We start from the raw sequence: 18785 nt of genomic DNA, 5'->3' as shown, positions 1-18785 counted from the left end.
TCCTCACCGCAACGCTTTTAGAGAAAGCACGATGTCCATTCTCATCGACAAGAACACCAAGGTCATCTGCCAGGGCTTCACCGGCAAGAACGGCACCTTTCACTCCGAGGCGGCGATCGCCTATGGCACCAAGATGGTCGGCGGCACCTCGCCGGGCAAAGGCGGCTCGACCCATCTCGGCCTGCCCGTCTTCGACACCGTCAAGGAGGCCCGCGAGGCCACCGGCGCCGACGCGTCGGTGATCTATGTGCCGCCGCCGGGCGCGGCCGACGCGATCTGCGAAGCCATTGACGCCGAAGTCCCGCTGATCGTCTGCATCACCGAGGGCATCCCGGTGCTGGACATGGTCCGCGTCAAGCGCTCGCTTGTGGGATCCAAGTCGCGCCTGATCGGGCCGAACTGCCCGGGCGTGATGACCGCCGGCGAGTGCAAGATCGGCATCATGCCGGCCAACATCTTCAAGCCCGGCTCTGTCGGCATCGTGTCGCGCTCGGGCACGCTGACCTATGAGGCGGTGTTCCAGACCACGTCCGAAGGCCTCGGCCAGACCACGGCGGTCGGCATCGGCGGCGACCCGGTCAAGGGCACCGAGTTCATCGACATGCTCGAGATGTTCCTGGCCGACCCCAAGACGACCTCGATCATCATGATCGGTGAGATCGGCGGCTCGGCCGAGGAGGATGCGGCGCAGTTCATCAAGGACGAAGCCAAGCGCGGCCGCAAGAAACCGATGGTGGGATTCATCGCCGGCGTCACCGCGCCTCCCGGCCGTCGCATGGGCCATGCCGGCGCGATCATCTCGGGCGGCAAGGGCGATGCGGGCTCGAAGACGGCCGCGATGGAAGCGGCTGGTATTACCGTGTCTCCGTCGCCCGCGCGGCTCGGCAAGACGCTTGTCGAAAAGTTGAAATCCTGATTCAGGCCTTAGTGCTTTTCGGCGCGAATATTTACAATAAATAAGGTAAACGGTCCTAACCCGAACCTGATCCGCGTCCCCCGCGGGTCAGGCATTGCGCCGTTTTGATTGGGCGCATCGAAATTACCAGGACGCCACCATGTCTCGCCAAGATGCGAACGCCGCCTTCGCCCTGTCATCTTTTCTGCAGGGCACCAATGCCACCTACATCGATGAGATCTACGCCCGCTATGAGAAGGACCCCGCTTCGGTCGACCCGGAGTGGCAGGAGTTCTTCAAGAGCCTGAAGGACGCGCCGGCCGACGTGCAGAAGAATGCGTCGGGCCCCTCCTGGGCGCGCAGCAACTGGCCGGTCTCCCCCCGCGACGAATTGACCTCCGCACTCGACGGCAACTGGGCCGTGGTCGAAAAGAAGGTCGGCGAGAAGATCGCCGCCAAGGCCCAGACAAAGGGCGTCGAGCTGTCGGTGGCCGACGTCAATCAGGCCACCCGTGACTCCGTCCGCGCGTTGATGCTGATCCGCGCCTACCGCATGCGCGGCCACTTCCACGCCAAGCTCGATCCCCTCGGCATCGAGGCGCCGCGCAACCGCGAAGAGCTCGATCCGCGCTCCTACGGCTTCACCGAGGCTGACTACGACCGCAAGATCTTCCTCGATCACGTGCTCGGCCTCGAATACGGCTCCTTGCGTGAGATCGTCGCGATCTGCGAGCGCACCTACTGCCAGACGCTCGGCGTCGAGTTCATGCACATCACGAACGCGGCGCAGAAGGCCTGGATCCAGGAGCGCATCGAGGGACCGGACAAGGAAATCTCGTTCACCCGCGAGGGCCGTCGCGCGATCCTGACCAAGCTGATCGAGGCCGAAGGCTTCGAGAAGTTCTGCGACGTCAAGTTCACGGGTACCAAGCGTTTCGGCCTCGACGGCGGCGAGTCGCTGATTCCGGCGCTGGAGCAGATCATCAAGCGCGGCGGCAATCTCGGCGTGAAGGAGATCGTGCTCGGCATGCCGCATCGCGGCCGCCTCAACGTGCTGACCCAGGTGATGGGAAAGCCGCACCGCGCGCTGTTCCACGAGTTCAAGGGCGGCTCGGCCAATCCTGACGCGGTCGAAGGCTCCGGCGACGTCAAGTATCACCTCGGCGCCTCCTCGGACCGCGAGTTCGACGGCAACCGCATCCACCTGTCGCTGACTGCCAATCCGTCGCATCTGGAGATCGTCGATCCCGTGGTGCTCGGCAAGGTCCGCGCCAAGCAGGACCAGCACGGCGATCCGCCGGACATGCGCATCTCGGTGCTGCCGCTCTTGATGCATGGCGACGCGGCGTTCGCCGGCCAGGGCGTCGTGGCGGAGTGCTTCGCGCTATCAGACCTGAAGGGCTACCGGACGGGTGGCTCGATTCATTTCATCGTCAACAACCAGATCGGCTTCACGACCTATCCGCGCTATTCGCGGTCGTCGCCGTATCCGTCCGACGTTGCCAAGATGATCGACGCGCCGATCTTCCACGTGAACGGCGACGATCCCGAGGCCGTGGTGTTCGCGGCCAAGGTCGCGATCGAGTTCCGGCAGAAATTCCACAAGCCGGTCGTGATCGACATGTTCTGCTACCGCAGGCATGGCCACAACGAAGGCGACGAGCCGGCCTTCACCCAGCCGGTGATGTACAAGAAGATCGGCGCCCATGCGTCGACCCTGGAGATCTACTCCAAGCGCCTGGTCGCCGAAGGCGTCATGACCGAGGGCGAGGTCGAGAAGGCCAAGGCCGACTGGCGCGCCCGTCTCGACGCCGAGTTCGAGGCCGGTACGTCCTATCGTCCGAACAAGGCCGACTGGCTCGACGGCAAGTGGGCAGGCTTCAAATCCGCCGACCAGGAGGAGGAGGCGCGCCGCGGCGTCACCGGCGTCGAGATCGACCGCCTCAAGGAGATCGGCCGCAAGATCACCAAGGTGCCGGACGGCTTCCGCGTGCACCGGACGATCCAGCGCTTCCTCGAGAACCGCGCCAAGGCGATCGACAGCGGCATCGGGCTCGACTGGGCGACCGGCGAAGCGCTGGCGTACTGTTCGCTGCTGCTCGAAGGCCACAAGGTTCGTCTCTCCGGTCAGGACAGCGAGCGAGGCACCTTCTCGCAGCGCCATTCGGTGCTGATCGACCAGGAGGACGAGAGCCGCTACACGCCGTTCAACCATCTGGCGCCGGAGCAGGGCCACTTCGAGGTCATCAACTCACTGCTGTCCGAAGAAGCCGTGCTCGGCTTCGAATACGGCTATTCGCTCGCCGAGCCGACCGCGCTGACCCTGTGGGAGGCGCAGTTCGGCGACTTCGCCAACGGCGCCCAGGTGTTGTTCGACCAGTTCATCTCGTCGGGTGAGCGTAAATGGTTGCGCATGTCCGGCTTGGTCTGCCTGCTGCCGCACGGCTACGAGGGCCAGGGCCCCGAGCATTCGTCGGCACGCCTCGAGCGCTATCTGCAGATGTGCGCCGAGGACAACATGCAGGTGGTCTATCCGACTACGCCGGCGAACTACTTCCACGTGCTGCGGCGACAGTTGCATCGCGAGATCCGCAAGCCGCTGATCGTGATGACGCCGAAATCGCTGCTGCGCCACAAGCGCGCGGTGTCGCGGCTCGAGGAGCTCGCCAAGGGTACGACGTTCCACCGCATCCTGTACGATGACGCGCAGATGCAGGCGGACGACAAGACCAGGCTGGTGCCGGACGAGCAGATCCGCCGCATCGTGCTGTGCTCGGGCAAGGTCTATTACGACCTCTATGACGAGCGCGAGAAGCGCGGGCTGAACGACGTCTACCTGATGCGCGTCGAGCAGCTCTATCCGGTGCCGCTCAAGGCGCTGGTCGCCGAGCTCGGCCGCTTCAAGAACGCCGAAGTGGTGTGGTGCCAGGAAGAGCCGCGCAACATGGGCGCCTGGCACTTCATCGAGCCCTATCTGGAATGGGTGATGAACCAGACCGGCGGCAAGAGCAAGCGTCCGCGCTATGCCGGCCGTGCCGCCTCTGCAGCGACCGCGACGGGCCTGATGTCGAAGCATCTCGCCCAGCTGAAGGCGCTGCTCGACGAAGCCTTGAACTGAACCTGCCTTTTTGACGCGCCCCGCAACCTGCGGGGCGCAAGTACATCGCGTTGATCGTCCGTCCCGCATCGCTTGCCCGCCGCAAGGCGATGGCGGACCGGCTTTATGACCGCACGGGTTATTGAGGACAAAGACCATGACTGAAATTCGCGTTCCGACGCTGGGTGAATCCGTCACCGAAGCCACCATCGGCCGCTGGTTCAAGAAGGCCGGCGACGCCGTGGCGGTCGACGAGCCCCTCGTCGAGCTCGAGACCGACAAGGTGACGATCGAGGTGCCCGCGCCGTCGGCCGGCACCTTGGGTGAGATCATCGCCAAGGATGGCGAGACCGTCGCCGTCGGCGCGCTGCTCGGCCAGATCACCGATGGCGCGGCCGCTGCGAAGTCGGCCGCTGCTGCTCCCGCCGCGGCTCCGGCGAAGCCCGCCGCGGCTGCCCCTGCTGCCGCTCCAGCGCCGGCCAAGGCGCTGCCCGCCGATACGCCGCAGGCCCCGTCGGTGCGCAAGCTCTCCGCCGAGAGCGGCGTCGATGCCACCACCGTGCCGGGCTCTGGCAAGGATGGCCGCGTCACCAAGGGCGACATGCTGGCGGCGATCGAGCGCGCCGCCTCCGCCCCGACCCCGGTCAATCAGCCGGCGGCTTCCGTGCAAGTGCGTGCGCCGTCGCCGGCGGATGACGCCGCGCGCGAGGAGCGCGTGAAGATGACCCGGCTGCGCCAGACCATCGCGCGCCGCCTCAAGGACGTGCAGAACACCGCAGCGATGCTGACGACCTTCAACGAGGTCGACATGACCAACGTCATGGCGCTGCGCAGCCAGTACAAGGATGTGTTCGAGAAGAAGCACGGCTCGAAGCTCGGCTTCATGGGCTTCTTCACCAAGGCCGTCGTGCAGGCGCTGAAGGACATCCCGGCCGTGAACGCCGAGATCGACGGCAGCGATCTCATCTACAAGAACTACTACCACATCGGCGTCGCCGTCGGCACCGACAAGGGACTGGTCGTGCCGGTCGTGCGCGACTGCGACCACAAGTCGATCGCCGACATCGAGAAGGGCATCGCCGATTTCGGCCGCCGCGCCCGCGACGGTCAGCTCAAGATCGACGAGATGCAGGGCGGCACCTTCACGATCACCAATGGCGGCATCTACGGCTCGCTGATGTCGACCCCGATCCTGAACGCGCCGCAGTCCGGCATTCTCGGCATGCACAAGATCCAGGAACGGCCGGTGGTGGTCGGCGGCAAGATAGAGGTCCGGCCGATGATGTATCTGGCGCTGTCCTACGACCATCGTGTCATTGACGGCAAGGAAGCCGTGACCTTCCTGGTGCGCGTCAAGGAGAGCCTGGAAGATCCGGCGCGGCTGGTGCTGGATCTCTGAGGCGAACGACGACTTGACGAATTGAGGCGCGCCTGGCAGCGCGCCTCAGACCTAACGGGGGCCAGCATGACCGACAGGGTTGCAGTGATCACCGGCGGCAGCCGCGGCATCGGCCGCGCCACTGCCCTTGCCGCCGCGGCGCGCGGCTTCAAGATCGTGGTCGGCTACGCCTCGAACGAGGCGGCAGCGCAGAGCACGGTCGCCGCGATCGAGGCCAAGAACGGCAAGGCGATCGCCGTCAAATGCGACGTCGGCCGCGAGCACGACATCCTCGCGCTGTTCAAGGCCGCCGACAAGTTCGGCACGCTCGGCGCGCTCATCAACAATGCCGGCATCGTCGGCCCGACCTCGCGCGTCGACGAGATGAGCGCGGAGCGCATCGAGCGGCTGATGGCGGTCAACGTCACCGGCAGCATCCTCTGCGCCCGCGAGGCCGTGAAGCGGATGTCGACGCGGCATGGCGGCCAGGGTGGCGTCATCATCAACCTGTCGTCGGTCGCCGCCAAGCTCGGCTCGCCGAACACCTATGTCGACTACGCCGCCTCGAAGGGGGCGATCGATTCCTTCACCATCGGTCTGGCCCACGAGGTCGCGAGCGAGGGCATCCGCGTCGCCGCCATTCGCCCCGGCCTGATCGATACCGACATTCACGCCTCCGGCGGCGAGCCCGATCGCGCCCATCGCCTCGCGCCGATGGTGCCGATGAAGCGCGTCGGCACCGCGGAGGAAATCGCCAATGCCATCGTCTGGCTGCTGTCGGACGAGGCCTCCTATGTCACTTCGGCCATTCTCGACGTGTCGGGCGGACGCTGACGACCGTCATCATCTCTGACTACAAAGCTTACGGAACATTCGATCATGGCTAACTACGATCTCGTCGTCATCGGCACCGGCCCCGGTGGTTATGTCTGCGCCATCCGCGCTGCGCAGCTCGGCATGAAGGTGGCCGTGGTCGAGAAGAACGCCACCCTCGGCGGCACCTGTCTCAATGTCGGCTGCATGCCGTCGAAGGCGCTGCTGCACGCCTCGGAGCTGTTCGAGGAGGCCGGGCACTCCTTCGCCAAGATGGGCATCAAGGTGCCGGCGCCGGAGATCGATCTGCCGGCGATGATGAACTTCAAGCAGCAGGGCATCGACGGCAACGTCAAGGGCGTCGAGTTCCTGATGAAGAAGAACAAGATCGACGTGCTCGTCGGCAAGGGCAAGATCCTCGGCACCGGCAAGCTGCAGGTCACCGGCAATGACGGTGCTGCGCAGACCGTCGAGACCAAGAACATCGTCATCGCCACCGGCTCGGACATCGCGCGCCTCAAGGGCATCGAGATCGACGAGAAGCGCATCGTGTCCTCGACCGGCGCGCTGTCGCTGGACAAGGTGCCGTCGAGCCTGCTGGTGGTCGGCGCCGGCGTGATCGGGCTCGAGCTTGGCTCGGTGTGGCGCCGGCTTGGCGCCAAGGTCACCGTGGTCGAATTCCTCGACCGCATCCTGCCCGGCATGGACGGCGAGATCGCAAAACAATTTCAGCGCATCCTCGAGAAGCAGGGCTTTGCGTTCAAGCTCGGCGCCAAGGTCACCGGCGTCGACACGTCGGGCGCGACGCTGTCGGCGACCATCGAGCCCGCAGCGGGCGGAGCGGCTGAAAAGATCGAAGCCGATGTCGTGCTGGTGGCGATCGGCCGCGTGCCCTACACCGAGGGACTCGGTCTGCAGGAAGCGGGCGTCATCATCGATAATCGCGGCCGCGTCCAGATCGATCATCATTTCGCGACCAGCGTGCCCGGCGTCTACGCCATCGGCGACGTCGTCGCGGGCCCGATGCTCGCGCACAAGGCCGAAGACGAGGGCGTCGCTGTCGCGGAGATTCTCGCGGGCCAGGCCGGCCACGTGAACTACGACGTCATTCCGGGCGTGGTCTATACCACGCCCGAAGTGGCCTCCGTCGGCAAGACCGAGGACGAGCTGAAGCAGGCCGGCGTCGCCTATACCGTCGGCAAGTTTCCGTTTACCGCGAACGGCCGTTCCAAGGTCAACCAGACCACTGACGGTTTCGTGAAGATCCTCGCCGATGCGAAGACCGATCGCGTGCTTGGCGCCCATATCATCGGCCGCGAAGCCGGGGAAATAATTCACGAGGCCGCCGTATTGATGGAGTTCGGTGGCTCTGCCGAGGATCTTGCGCGCACCTGCCACGCGCATCCAACGCGCTCGGAGGCCGTCAAGGAAGCCGCGCTTGCGGTGGGTAAGCGGGCCATCCATATGTGATGGACGCCCGGAGGCGCCTTAGGTGGGTGCGACAAAACGCCCCGCTTATGACGCTGAACCGAACGGCAAGGCGCGAGGTCCTATCGTCATAGCGGCCTCAACCCTCGGGGCCCGGCGGAGATGGAGTCCGATGCTGCGCCGCCTGCTTCAGCCGTTCTGGGTTCTGCTTGCGATCATCTTCCTGATCGAGGCTTGGCTGTGGGACCATCTGGAGCCGGTCGTGGCGCGCATGGTCGCCGCGATTCCGCTGCGGAGCTTGAAGCACTGGCTTGCCGCGCGGATCGAAACGCTGTCTCCGGCGCTGACCTTGATCGTCTTCGTCGTGCCGGTCGTGCTGTTGTTTCCGCTCAAGCTGCTTGGCATGTGGCTGCTGATGCACCATCAGTGGAAGCTCGCGCTGGCCACGATCGTGTCCGGCAAGATCGTCGGTGTCGGTGTCACCGCATTCATCTTCGACGTCACGCGCAGCAAGCTGCTGCAGATGGGCTGGTTCGCCTGGCTGTATGAGGCCGTGCTCACGCTGCGCAGCAAAGCCTCGGCCCTCGTCGAGCCGATCAAGCAGCGTGTCCGTGAGGTCGTCGGCGAGTTGCTTCGGGGCAATACCCGCGGCTGGTCGGCCCGCGTGGTTCGCCAGATCCTGCGCTTCCGCCGCAGCGTGCAGGCGCGCTGATCTGGAACGTCATCCTGCCACGTGGTTTGCTTCGTCACATCCGTCGTCATTCCGGGGCAGTCGTCAGTGCGCGTCAGCGCGCGGGCGATTGAGCCCGGAATCTCGAGATTGTTGAGAATGAACGCAAGCCAAGCTCGAGATTCCGGGTTCAAGGCCTGTGGCCTTGCCCCGGAATGACGGCTTTCGTGGCTAATGCAGATGCAAGAGATGCGGCTGAAACAGGCCGAGCAGCGTCATGGCGATCCCGATCAGCGCGAGCCCACCGGAGGCCCAGGCCAGAACGATCATTCCCGTGATGATCGTCGCCGACGCCAGCACGATGCCGATCTGGAAAGCGGCTGACGCCAATTCGTAGTGGTGATATTTCGCCGTCGCCTCGTCGCGCTCGTGCTCGGCATGCTTGGCGCGTTCGGCCAATTGTTCGCTGCCTTCGCCGGTCTCCGGCTCCGAACGATAGCGCGCGGCATTCTTCTGCCAGTCATCGATCTGCTTCTGCAACGCCGCCTTGGCCGCCTCGTCCGGCAGCGCCGGCAGGTTCAGCTTGCCCTGCTCGGCCGCGGTCTGCACCACGGTGCGGCGCACGGTCTTGGCCTGGAAGAAGGCCCAGAGGTTGGATGCCTCGACGTTCTTGCTGATCGATTCGGTCTGCGCGCCCTTGCCGAGCGTTTCCGACAGCGCCAGGAACAGCGCGATGACGGCGATCAGCAGCGCGATCTTCTTGTTCTCGCCGGACGCATGCTCGGCGTGCTCCGCATGCTCCATGCTCTCATGTGCGCTCATCTGTTCCCCTCCGGATCAAGCGAGGGAGACGATTGCCGGAACCACGGTGGTCGCGCAAGGGAAACGATGTGACGGAACGGTGTCAGCGCCGCGGATGCGCCGACGCGTAGACCTGCAGCAGCCGTTCAGAATCGATGCCGGTATAGATCTGCGTGGTCGACAACGAGGCGTGGCCGAGCAGCTCCTGGATCGCGCGCAGATCGCCGCCGCGCGACAGCAGGTGCGTGGCGAAGGAGTGGCGCAGCGCGTGCGGCGTGGCGCTGTCGGGCAGGCCGAGCGCGCCGCGCAGCCGCTCCATCGCGAGCTGAATGATGCGCGGGCTCAACGGACCGCCCTTGGCGCCGACGAACATCGGCCCAGCTCCCGGAAGCGGGTAGGGGCAGAGCCTGGCGTACTCGTCGATCAGCTGCAGCACGTTCTGCAGCACCGGCACCATGCGCGTCTTGTTGCCCTTGCCGGTCACGACCAGCACGTCGCCTTCGCCCGGCCGCGGCACCTCGCGGCGTTTCAATCCGAGCGCCTCGGAGATGCGCAGGCCGGAGCCATACAGCAGCGCCATGACCGCGGCGTCGCGCGCCAGCACCCAGGTCTCGCGGGTCTCGCCGGCACGCTCGTCGGCATCGGCGAGGCGCTTGGCGGCGTCCATCGGCAGCGGCTTCGGCAGGCTCTTGGCGATCTTTGGCGCGCGGATTCCCGAGAGGGCGCCGACCTTGCCTTTGCCCTCGCGCTCCAGGAAACGATCGAACGAGCGCAAGCCTGCCAGCGTCCGCATCAGGGAGCGTCCGGCGATGTCGTCGGCGCGCCGCATCGCCATGAAGGCCCGGATGTCGGCGGCTTCCAGCACCGCAAAGCGCGCCAATGTCACCGGCTCACCCCAATGGGTGCAGAGGAATTGCAGGCATTGCCGCAGGTCGCGGGCATAGGCCTCGACCGTCTTCGGGGACAGCCGGCGCTCGCTGCGCAGATGCGCCAGCCACTGCATCATCGCGCGCACCACGCCGTCATCGGCGCCGATCAGGTCGGAGAGCTCCGGCGCATCGTCGGCATCCGTTTCAGGTGGTCGCGTCTGCTTTGCCATGCGTGCGTGCCCAGCGATGAGACGAGGTCCTGCGAGCTTGTCGGCCGCCGCGAATGCGGTCTGCGCCTCTCCCCGCCTGCGGGGGGGAGGTCGGATTGCATCGTCAGATGCAATCCGGGTGAGGGGGTACAGGTCTCACGGCGAACACGTCCCGTGCGTCTGCCCCTCATCCCAGCCCTCTCCCCGCAAGAGCGGGGCGAGGGAGCGCAGCGGCGCTCGCGGCGAGAAGCTCGGTCTCAACCCGTCGGTTCATCTATATATATCGCATCCTCGTCCTTTACCGTTCGCTAACTTTGCCGGGCGGCTTTCGCTTCAGCCCGAGCAAGGCTATCTCCGCCCTCATGGACCGCCCGACCGATCTCTTTCCAGGTGCAGTCAGCACGGCCGGCGTGGTCGACGTGCTGGTTCCGGTCGCGCTCGACCACACGTATTCCTACCGCGTGCCGCGCGGCATGGCGCTGAAGCCCGGCGATGTCGTCGGCGTGCCGCTGGGGCCGCGCGAGGTGCTGGCGGTGGTGTGGGCGGAGAACGCCAATCCCGATCCGCGACTGCACAACAGGCTGAAGGACGTCAGCGAGAAGCTCGACGTGCCGCCGCTCAAGCCGGAGCTGCGGTCGCTGGTCGACTGGGTCGCCAATTACACGCTGTCGCCGCGCGGCATGGTGCTGCGGATGTGCCTTCGCATGGGCGAGCATCTCGGGCCGGAGCGCGTTCGCCTCGGCGTCCGGCTGGTCGGCGAGCCGCCAAAGCGGCTGACGCCAGCGCGGCGGCGGGTGATCGAGGCGGTGTCGGATGGCCTGCTGCACGGAAAGTCCGACCTCGTCCGCGAGATCGGCGTCTCCGGCAGCGTGATCGACGGCCTGGTCGACGAGGGGACGCTGACGGTCGAGGCGATGCCGCGGGCCTTGCCGCCGCCGACGCCGGACCCCTCCTTCGCCCAGCCCGAGTTCTTCGATGCACAGTTGGCCGGCGTCGAGGCGATGCGGGCGCTGGCTGCCAATGCCGGCTTTCAGGTCGCGCTGCTCGATGGCGTCACCGGCTCCGGCAAGACCGAGGTGTATTTCGAGGCGGTGGCCGAGACCGTCCGCCGCGGCCGGCAGTCGCTGATCCTGATGCCGGAGATCGCGCTGACCGGGCAGTTCCTCGACCGCTTCTCGCGCCGTTTCGGTGTGCGCCCGCTGGAATGGCATTCCGAGCTGACGCCGCGCACGCGCCAGCGCAACTGGGCGGCCATCGCCGCCGGCGAGGCGCCGGTCGTGGTCGGCGCGCGCTCGGCGCTGTTTCTGCCCTACGCCGATCTCGGCCTGATCGTCGTCGATGAGGAGCACGACCAGGCCTACAAGCAGGACGAGGGCGCGCACTACCACGCCCGCGACATGGCGGTGGTGCGCGGCCACATCGCCAAATTCCCGGTGGTGCTGGCGTCAGCGACGCCCTCGGTCGAGACCGAGGTCAATGCGCGCAAGGGCCGCTACCAGCGCGTCGCGCTGCCGTCGCGCTTCGGCGGCCAGCACATGCCGCACATCGAGGCGATCGATCTCAGGCGCGAGCCGCCGCCGCGCGGCCGCTACATCTCGCCGCGGCTCGCGGGCGAGATCCGCACCGCGATCGAGCGCGGCGAGCAGGCGCTGCTGTTTCTCAATCGCCGCGGCTATGCGCCGCTGACCCTGTGCCGCGCCTGCGGCCACCGTTTTGCTTGCACCATCTGCGACGCTTGGCTGGTCGACCATCGTTTTCGCCAGCGCTTGGTCTGCCACCATTGCGGGTTCTCGATGGCCCGGCCGCCGGCCTGTCCGCATTGCGCCGCCGAGGAATCGCTGGTCGCGGTCGGCCCGGGCGTCGAGCGGCTGCAGGAGGAGGCGGCCGCGCTGTTTCCCGACGCGCGCAGCATGGTGCTGTCGAGCGACCTGATCACCTCGATCGAGACCATGCGCGCCGAACTCACGGAGATCGCGGAAGGCCGCGTCGACCTCATCATCGGCACCCAGCTCGTGGCCAAGGGCCACAACTTCCCTCGGCTCAATCTGGTCGGCGTGGTCGACGCCGATCTCGGTCTCGGCAACGGCGATCCGCGCGCCGCCGAGCGCACCTGGCAGCTCCTCAACCAGGTGATCGGCCGTGCCGGCCGCGAGCAGGGCAGGGGGAGGGGCTATCTGCAGACGCACCAGCCCGAGCATCCCGTCATGAAGGCGCTGATCGCCTGCGACCGCGAGGCCTTCTACACCAGCGAAATCGACGTTCGCGAGCGCACGGGTTACCCGCCGTTCGGCCGGCTGGCGAGCCTGATCATTTCGGCAGGGGACAGGCCGACCGCGGAGGGCTTCGCGCGCCGGCTGGCGGCGTCAGCGCCTTCAGAGGAGGGCGTGCTGCTGCTCGGACCGGCCGAGGCGCCGCTCGCCGTCATCAAGGGCCGCTACCGCTTCCGGCTGCTGCTCAAGTCGGCGCGCAATTTCGATCTGTCGGATTATCTGCGCCACTGGCTGGCGCATGCGGAGAAGCCCAGGGGCAATCTCAAGCTCGAGGTCGACGTCGACCCGCAGAGCTTCTTGTAGCACAAGGCACGCCATCACCGCCGTCATTGCGAGGAGCGAAGCGACGAAGCAATCCAGAGTCCCAAAGGAGCCCTGGATTGCTTCGCTGCGCTCGCAATGACGCGCGGATAGATGGGTGACTTACGACACCACCTCGGCCGTGACGCGGCCGACGCCGGCGCGGGTCAGGCCGATGGCGCGGGCGGCGCCCGTCGAAAGGTCGAGCACACGGCCGCGGATGAATGGGCCACGGTCGTTGACAGTGACGATGACGCTCTGGCCGCCATGAGTGACGCGCAGCTTGGTGCCGAACGGCAGCGAGCGGTGGGCGCAGGTCATGGCATTGGCGTTCATGCGCTGGCCGGATGCGGTGCGGCTGCCTGACTCGTTGCCGTAGTACGATGCCATCCCGGAGAAGGTGCGGCCCGTTCCGGACGACGGCGCGACCGATGCGTTGGAGTTCATCCAGGAGGAATTGTTCGACCAGCCGTTCGAGAACGCGTCGGCTGCGGGCTGAGCCGCATGGCGCGCCATGTGATGATGGTGGTGGCGCGCGTGATGATGGTGGTGCCTGGACCGGGCCGAGGCTTCGGTGGCGCTGCCGCCGACGATCAGCGTCACGGCAACAGCGAGCGCGGTGCGCGAGCCGGCGATCTTGCCAGCCGAGAGGTTCTTCAGTTTCAGCATCTGGATCTGTCCCTCGAAACAGTATTGCTGCGTTCTGCAGCCAGTGGACCCCCGTCAGGTGTTGAGGCGCGCGCCGTTTGATGTCGCAATGAGGCACGAATGGGGCAGTAGAAATTGTTCCGCTCGGATCGGAATATCTTGGGACTGGTGATCTTCATCACCGAAAATTCCGTAATCCGCCCGTTTAACGCTTCATTAACTCATTAATACTTTTAAGTACTGTCGTGTTAAGTCGTCATTGAGGTTGTGAAGATGTTGCCAAGTAATTGATATCGATCCGGCCGATCGCCGCTGGAGCGGCCAAGGCGGCAGTCAAGGCCAAACGGACATAGCGGCCATGCAGCAACAGGCGGAACGAATACGCGGATCGTCGGTACTGGGTTCGGGGTGCATCGCCGGCGGCGATCGCGCCGTTTCCGGGTCCGTCCCGGGCTCCGACCGCAGCGCGGCAACAAGGTGCCGAATAGCGGGCCACCGCTTGTTGCGGCTGCGCGTACGCTATGTTAGCAAAGCGCCGCTTTTCGTGATCAAGCTGCTCTCGCGGCGATCGAAAATCAAAGTCCTGCTTGAATTCCAAGGGCTTAACTGGTTTGCGCCGCAGCGGCGCGCCGGTGTCCCTCTTGTGGGTTGGGCGCATATAAAAAGAGCACGTCTGTGGCTGCTGAAGATCCCTCCGTATCCGGTGTGTCCGGTCGTTACGCGACGGCCCTGTTTGAACTGGCCCGTGACGAAAAGTCCGTCGATGCGGTCAAGGCCGATCTCGACAAGTTCAATGCCCTTCTCGATGAGAGCGCCGACCTCAAGCGCCTGGTCCGCAGCCCGGTGTTCGGCGCGGACGTGCAGCTCAAGGCGCTCAATGCGGTGCTGGACAAGGCCGGCATCGCCGGCGTCGCCGCCAACGTGCTGCGTGTGCTGACCACCAACCGCCGCCTGTTCGCGGTCGCCGACGTGATCCGCGCCTTCAACGCGCTGGTCGCCAAGTATAAGGGAGAGGCCACGGCCGACGTCGTCGTCGCCGAGCCGCTCTCGGACAAGAATCTCGACGCCTTGAAGGCCTCACTGAAGACGGTGACCGGCAAGGACGTCGCGCTCAACGTGAAAGTCGATCCAGCGATTATCGGCGGGCTCGTCGTCAAGCTCGGCAGCCGCATGATCGATAGTTCGCTTCGCACCAAACTCAACTCGATCAAGCACGCGATGAAAGAGGCAGGCTGATGGACATCCGCGCCGCGGAAATTTCCGCGATCCTCAAGGACCAGATCAAGAATTTCGGGCAGGAAGCCGAAGTCACCGAAGTCGGACAGGTGCTGTCCGTCGGCGACGGTATCGCCCGCGTCTACGGTCTCGACAACGTCCAGGCCGGTGAGATGGTCGAGTTCGAGAACGGCACCCGCGGCATGGCGCTGAACCTCGAGACCGACAACGTCGGCGTCGTCATCTTCGGCGCCGACCGCGAGATCAAGGAAGGCCAGACCGTCAAGCGCACCCGCGCCATCGTGGACGCGCCGGTCGGCAAGGGCCTGCTCGGCCGCGTCGTCGACGCGCTCGGCAACCCGATCGACGGCAAGGGTCCGATCCAGTTCACCGAGCGCAAGCGCGTGGACGTCAAGGCGCCCGGCATCATTCCGCGCAAGTCGGTCAACGAGCCGATGGCCACCGGCCTGAAGGCAATCGACGCCCTGATCCCGGTCGGCCGCGGCCAGCGCGAGCTGATCATCGGCGATCGCCAGACCGGCAAGACCGCGATCGCGCTCGACACCATCCTGAACCAGAAGCCGCTGAACGTCGCTGGCGCTCCCGAGAGCCAGAAGCTGTACTGCGTCTACGTCGCCGTCGGCCAGAAGCGCTCGACCGTCGCCCAGTTCGTCAAGGTGCTCGAGGAGCAGGGCGCGCTGGAATACTCGATCGTCGTCGCCGCGACCGCCTCCGATCCGGCCCCGATGCAGTATCTCGCGCCGTTCACCGGCTGCACGATGGGCGAGTACTTCCGCGACAACGGCATGCACGCCGTCATCATCTATGACGATCTGTCCAAGCAGGCCGTCGCCTATCGCCAGATGTCGCTGCTGCTGCGCCGCCCGCCGGGCCGCGAAGCCTATCCGGGCGACGTGTTCTACCTGCACTCCCGCCTGCTGGAGCGCGCTGCGAAGCTCGGCAAGGACCATGGTCTGGGCTCGCTGACCGCGCTGCCGGTCATCGAGACGCAGGCCAACGACGTGTCGGCCTACATTCCGACCAACGTCATCTCGATCACCGACGGCCAGATCTTCCTGGAGACCGATTTGTTCTTCCAGGGCATTCGTCCTGCGGTGAACGTCGGTCTGTCGGTGTCGCGCGTCGGCTCCTCGGCGCAGACCAAGGCGATGAAGAAGGTCGCCGGCAAGATCAAGGGCGAGCTGGCGCAGTACCGCGAGATGGCCGCGTTCGCGCAGTTCGGCTCCGATCTCGACGCCTCGACCCAGCGCCTGCTGAACCGTGGTTCGCGCCTGACCGAGCTCCTGAAGCAGCCGCAGTTCTCGCCGCTGAAGATGGAAGAGCAGGTCTGCGTGATCTGGGCCGGCACCAACGGCTATCTCGACGCGCTTCCGCTCGGCAAGGTGCGCGCCTTCGAGGACGGCCTCCTGTCGCTGCTGCGCGGCAAGAATGCCGACCTCCTGAACGCGATCCGCGACAGCAAGGATCTGTCCGACGACAGCGCCGCCAAGCTGAAGGCGGTGGTCGAAGGCTTCGCCAAGACCTTCGCCTGATCGCTAGAGGTCGTGGCCGGCTCCGGCCGGCCATCCACGCCTTCGGGGTGGACAACGTGACATCTCATGCCCAGCATCAGGCCGGGCATGACCAATCTCAGGGTTGAGCGGTCGGGTCTCCAGGGGATCGGCCGCCGGGGTGAGCTAGACGAACAATGGCGTCACTGAAAGACATGCGGGTCCGCATCGCCTCGACCAAGGCGACGCAGAAGATCACCAAGGCCATGCAGATGGTCGCCGCCTCCAAGCTGCGCCGCGCGCAGCAGGCGGCCGAAGCGGCGCGTCCCTATGCCGAGAAGATGGACGCCGTGATCTCCAACATCGCGAGCGCCACCATTGCCTCCGCCGGCGGCCCGAGCCTGCTCGCGGGCACCGGGCGCGACCAGGTGCATCTGCTGCTGGTCTGCACCGGCGAGCGCGGCCTGTCCGGCGCGTTCAACTCCTCGATCGTGCGTCTGGCGCGCGAGCGTGCGCTAGCCCTGATGAACCAGGGCAAGGAAGTGAAATTCTTCTGCGTCGGCCGCAAGGGCTACGAGCAACTGCGCCGTCAGTTCGACAAGCAGATCGTCGAGCACATGGATCTGCGCTCGGTTCGCCAGATCGGTTTTGCCAATGCCGACGAGATCGCCAAGAAGGTGATCGCCCGCTTCGAGGCCGGCGAGTTCGACGTCTGCACGCTGTTCTATTCGCGCTTCCGCTCGGTGATCGCGCAGATCCCGACGGCACAGCAGATCATTCCGCTGGTGGTCGAGGCGCGGCCTGCCAATGCTGCGCCGCTGGCGCCTTACGAATACGAGCCGGAGGAGGACGAGATCCTCGCCGGGCTGCTGCCGCGCAATCTCGCCGTGCAGATCTTCCGCGCGCTGCTCGAAAACAACGCCTCGTTCTACGGTGCGCAGATGTCGGCGATGGACAATGCCACGCGCAACGCCGGCGAGATGATCCGCAAGCAGACGCTGATCTACAACCGCACGCGTCAGGCGATGATCACCAAGGAACTGATCGAAATCATTTCGGGCGCCGAGGCGGTCTAGCCAGATCGCGTCGCGCCTCTTTGAAGCGCAACCCAGGAACATATCCCGGTCGAGCCGACCGTGGTTTCGTATACGGATCGTAAGGAGAGACACTCAATGGCTACCGCAGCCAACCAGATCGGTCGCATCACCCAGGTCATCGGCGCCGTCGTCGACGTGCAGTTCGAAGGTCACCTGCCGGCCATTCTCAATTCGCTCGAAACCAAGAACGCCGGCAACCGCCTTGTGCTGGAGGTCGCCCAGCATCTCGGTGAATCCACCGTCCGCACGATCGCGATGGACACCACCGAAGGTCTGGTGCGCGGCCAGGAGGTGACCGACACCGGCTCGCCGATCCGGGTGCCGGTCGGCGAGGGCACGCTCGGCCGCATCATGAACGTGATCGGCGAGCCGATCGACGAAGCCGGCCCCGTCAAGGCGGAAGGCCTGCGCCCGATCCACGCGGACGCGCCGAGCTACACCGACCAGTCGACGGAAGCTGAAATTCTCGTCACCGGCATCAAGGTCGTCGACCTCCTGGCGCCCTATGCCAAGGGCGGCAAGATCGGCCTGTTCGGCGGCGCCGGCGTCGGCAAGACCGTGCTGATCCAGGAGCTGATCAACAACGTCGCCAAGGCGCACGGCGGTTACTCGGTGTTCGCCGGCGTCGGCGAGCGTACGCGAGAGGGCAACGACCTCTATCACGAGTTCATCGAGTCCAAGGTCAACGCCGATCCGCACAATCCGGATCCGAGCGTCAAGTCGAAGTGCGCGCTGGTGTTCGGTCAGATGAACGAGCCGCCCGGCGCCCGCGCCCGCGTCGGCCTGACCGGCCTCACCGTCGCCGAGCACTTCCGCGACCAGGGCCAGGACGTGCTGTTCTTCGTCGACAACATCTTCCGCTTCACGCAGGCGGGCTCGGAAGTGTCGGCGCTGCTCGGCCGTATCCCGTCGGCGGTGGGTTATCAGCCGACGCTCGCCACCGACATGGGCGCGCTGCAGGAGCGTATCACCACCACCAACAAGGGCTCGATCACCTCGGTGCAGGCGATCTACGTGCCGGCCGACGACTTGACCGACCCGGCGCCGGCGACGTCGTTCGCGCACTTGGACGCGACCACCGTGCTCAACCGCGCGATCTCGGAAAAGGGCATCTACCCGGCGGTGGACCCGCTCGACTCCACGTCGCGCATGCTGTCCCCGCTGGTCGTCGGCGAGGAGCACTATCAAACCGCGCGCATGGTCCAGCAGATCCTCCAGCGCTACAAGTCGCTGCAGGACATCATCGCCATTCTGGGCATGGACGAGCTCTCGGAAGAGGACAAGCTGACGGTGGCCCGCGCCCGCAAGATCGAGCGCTTCCTGTCGCAGCCGTTCCACGTCGCCGAAATCTTCACGGGATCGCCGGGCAAGTTCGTCGACCTCGCCGACACCATCAAGGGCTTCAAGGGCCTGTGTGAAGGCAAGTACGACCACCTGCCGGAGGCCGCCTTCTACATGGTCGGCAACATCGACGAGGCGGTCGAGAAGGGCAAGAAGCTGGCGGCGGAAGCCGCCTAAGGGCGAATGGCGAATAGGGAGTAGCGAATAGGGTTATCCGCTGCTCCCTTCTCCATTCACTACTCG

Annotated in this window: 15 protein-coding genes; 11 read left to right on the top strand and 4 right to left on the bottom strand. The window is 65.7% G+C overall.

The genetic code is table 11. The annotated features are described in order from the left end of the window. Positions 1-31 precede the first annotated feature (31 nt). From sucD to QW845_RS05980, 6 genes are all read left to right on the top strand, one after another. A complete protein-coding gene (gene sucD, locus QW845_RS06005; RefSeq protein WP_172112915.1) occupies positions 32-916 on the top strand; it encodes a succinate--CoA ligase subunit alpha in 885 nt (294 codons plus the stop codon). Between the two features lie 139 nt (positions 917-1055). Further along, positions 1056-4013 (top strand): 2-oxoglutarate dehydrogenase E1 component, encoded by a 2958-nt coding sequence (locus tag QW845_RS06000; protein WP_315800701.1) that lies wholly within the window; start codon positions 1056-1058, stop codon positions 4011-4013. A gap of 136 nt (positions 4014-4149) precedes the next feature. Then, on the top strand, positions 4150-5391 hold the full coding sequence (gene odhB, locus QW845_RS05995; RefSeq protein ID WP_315800700.1) for a 2-oxoglutarate dehydrogenase complex dihydrolipoyllysine-residue succinyltransferase: 1242 nt from the start codon (positions 4150-4152) through the stop codon (positions 5389-5391). A 66-nt stretch (positions 5392-5457) separates the two neighbouring features. After that, on the top strand, positions 5458-6204 hold the full coding sequence (locus QW845_RS05990) for an SDR family oxidoreductase (protein ID WP_315800699.1): 747 nt from the start codon (positions 5458-5460) through the stop codon (positions 6202-6204). Positions 6205-6249: 45 nt separating this feature from the next. Beyond that, entirely contained in the window at positions 6250-7653 is a 1404-nt protein-coding gene (gene lpdA / locus QW845_RS05985; RefSeq protein WP_315800698.1) for a dihydrolipoyl dehydrogenase, read from the top strand. A gap of 130 nt (positions 7654-7783) precedes the next feature. Further along, on the top strand, positions 7784-8323 hold the full coding sequence (locus QW845_RS05980) for a hypothetical protein (RefSeq protein ID WP_315800697.1): 540 nt from the start codon (positions 7784-7786) through the stop codon (positions 8321-8323). A 189-nt stretch (positions 8324-8512) separates the two neighbouring features. Here the strand turns inward: QW845_RS05980 and QW845_RS05975 are convergent, their stop codons facing one another. Both QW845_RS05975 and QW845_RS05970 read right to left on the bottom strand, forming a co-directional pair. Next, a complete protein-coding gene (locus QW845_RS05975; protein WP_315800696.1) occupies positions 8513-9103 on the bottom strand; it encodes a DUF4337 domain-containing protein in 591 nt (196 codons plus the stop codon). A gap of 82 nt (positions 9104-9185) precedes the next feature. After that, positions 9186-10088, bottom strand: a complete 903-nt coding sequence (locus tag QW845_RS05970; RefSeq protein WP_409997875.1) for a tyrosine recombinase XerC — start codon at positions 10086-10088, stop codon at positions 9186-9188. Between the two features lie 434 nt (positions 10089-10522). Between QW845_RS05970 and QW845_RS05965 the strand changes: the two genes are divergently transcribed. Further along, complete coding sequence (locus tag QW845_RS05965; RefSeq protein ID WP_315800694.1) at positions 10523-12733, top strand: primosomal protein N'; 2211 nt, start codon at positions 10523-10525, stop codon at positions 12731-12733. Between the two features lie 120 nt (positions 12734-12853). Here QW845_RS05965 and QW845_RS05960 read toward each other — a convergent pair whose 3' ends face one another. Then, on the bottom strand, positions 12854-13399 hold the full coding sequence (locus QW845_RS05960) for a septal ring lytic transglycosylase RlpA family protein (RefSeq protein ID WP_315800693.1): 546 nt from the start codon (positions 13397-13399) through the stop codon (positions 12854-12856). A 235-nt stretch (positions 13400-13634) separates the two neighbouring features. Continuing rightward, on the bottom strand, positions 13635-13976 hold the full coding sequence (locus QW845_RS05955) for a hypothetical protein (RefSeq protein ID WP_315800692.1): 342 nt from the start codon (positions 13974-13976) through the stop codon (positions 13635-13637). A 77-nt stretch (positions 13977-14053) separates the two neighbouring features. On the opposite strand from QW845_RS05955, the gene QW845_RS05950 reads away from it, so the two are divergent. The 4 genes from QW845_RS05950 to atpD all read left to right on the top strand — a co-directional run bounded on the left by QW845_RS05950 (position 14054) and on the right by atpD (position 18719). Beyond that, positions 14054-14614, top strand: coding sequence for a F0F1 ATP synthase subunit delta (locus QW845_RS05950; RefSeq protein WP_315800691.1), 561 nt, complete (start codon positions 14054-14056; stop codon positions 14612-14614). Continuing rightward, positions 14614-16146 carry a F0F1 ATP synthase subunit alpha gene (gene atpA / locus QW845_RS05945; protein ID WP_172112905.1) on the top strand — a complete coding sequence of 511 codons (1533 nt, stop codon included), beginning with the start codon at positions 14614-14616 and terminating at the stop codon, positions 16144-16146. The genes QW845_RS05950 and atpA overlap by 1 nt, the downstream gene beginning before the upstream one ends. 155 nt (positions 16147-16301) lie before the next feature. Continuing rightward, on the top strand, positions 16302-17180 hold the full coding sequence (locus QW845_RS05940; RefSeq protein WP_315800690.1) for a F0F1 ATP synthase subunit gamma: 879 nt from the start codon (positions 16302-16304) through the stop codon (positions 17178-17180). A gap of 96 nt (positions 17181-17276) precedes the next feature. Continuing rightward, positions 17277-18719, top strand: coding sequence for a F0F1 ATP synthase subunit beta (gene atpD / locus QW845_RS05935; RefSeq protein WP_172112903.1), 1443 nt, complete (start codon positions 17277-17279; stop codon positions 18717-18719). The last annotated feature ends 66 nt before the right edge of the window (positions 18720-18785 follow it).

Source organism: Bradyrhizobium sp. SZCCHNS3002, from assembly GCF_032377435.1.
Taxonomy (GTDB): Bacteria; Pseudomonadota; Alphaproteobacteria; order Rhizobiales; family Xanthobacteraceae; genus Bradyrhizobium.
Note: the sequence above shows the minus strand (reverse complement) of the source record. Positions and strands in the feature narration are given on the sequence as shown.

What these genes read in the sequence shown, in the direction of transcription:
- QW845_RS05940 (WP_315800690.1), top strand. Translation starts at nt 16,302, where the DNA reads ATGGCGTCACTGAAAGACATGCGGGTCCGCATCGCCTCGACCAAGGCG.
- QW845_RS05975 (WP_315800696.1), bottom strand. Translation starts at nt 9,103, where the DNA reads ATGAGCGCACATGAGAGCATGGAGCATGCGGAGCACGCCGAGCATGCG.
- QW845_RS05965 (WP_315800694.1), top strand. Translation starts at nt 10,523, where the DNA reads ATGGACCGCCCGACCGATCTCTTTCCAGGTGCAGTCAGCACGGCCGGC.
- QW845_RS06000 (WP_315800701.1), top strand. Translation starts at nt 1,056, where the DNA reads ATGTCTCGCCAAGATGCGAACGCCGCCTTCGCCCTGTCATCTTTTCTG.
- atpD (WP_172112903.1), top strand. Translation starts at nt 17,277, where the DNA reads ATGGCTACCGCAGCCAACCAGATCGGTCGCATCACCCAGGTCATCGGC.
- QW845_RS05980 (WP_315800697.1), top strand. Translation starts at nt 7,784, where the DNA reads ATGCTGCGCCGCCTGCTTCAGCCGTTCTGGGTTCTGCTTGCGATCATC.
- QW845_RS05970 (WP_409997875.1), bottom strand. Translation starts at nt 10,088, where the DNA reads ATGATGCAGTGGCTGGCGCATCTGCGCAGCGAGCGCCGGCTGTCCCCG.
- QW845_RS05960 (WP_315800693.1), bottom strand. Translation starts at nt 13,399, where the DNA reads ATGCTGAAACTGAAGAACCTCTCGGCTGGCAAGATCGCCGGCTCGCGC.
- atpA (WP_172112905.1), top strand. Translation starts at nt 14,614, where the DNA reads ATGGACATCCGCGCCGCGGAAATTTCCGCGATCCTCAAGGACCAGATC.
- odhB (WP_315800700.1), top strand. Translation starts at nt 4,150, where the DNA reads ATGACTGAAATTCGCGTTCCGACGCTGGGTGAATCCGTCACCGAAGCC.
- lpdA (WP_315800698.1), top strand. Translation starts at nt 6,250, where the DNA reads ATGGCTAACTACGATCTCGTCGTCATCGGCACCGGCCCCGGTGGTTAT.
- sucD (WP_172112915.1), top strand. Translation starts at nt 32, where the DNA reads ATGTCCATTCTCATCGACAAGAACACCAAGGTCATCTGCCAGGGCTTC.
- QW845_RS05990 (WP_315800699.1), top strand. Translation starts at nt 5,458, where the DNA reads ATGACCGACAGGGTTGCAGTGATCACCGGCGGCAGCCGCGGCATCGGC.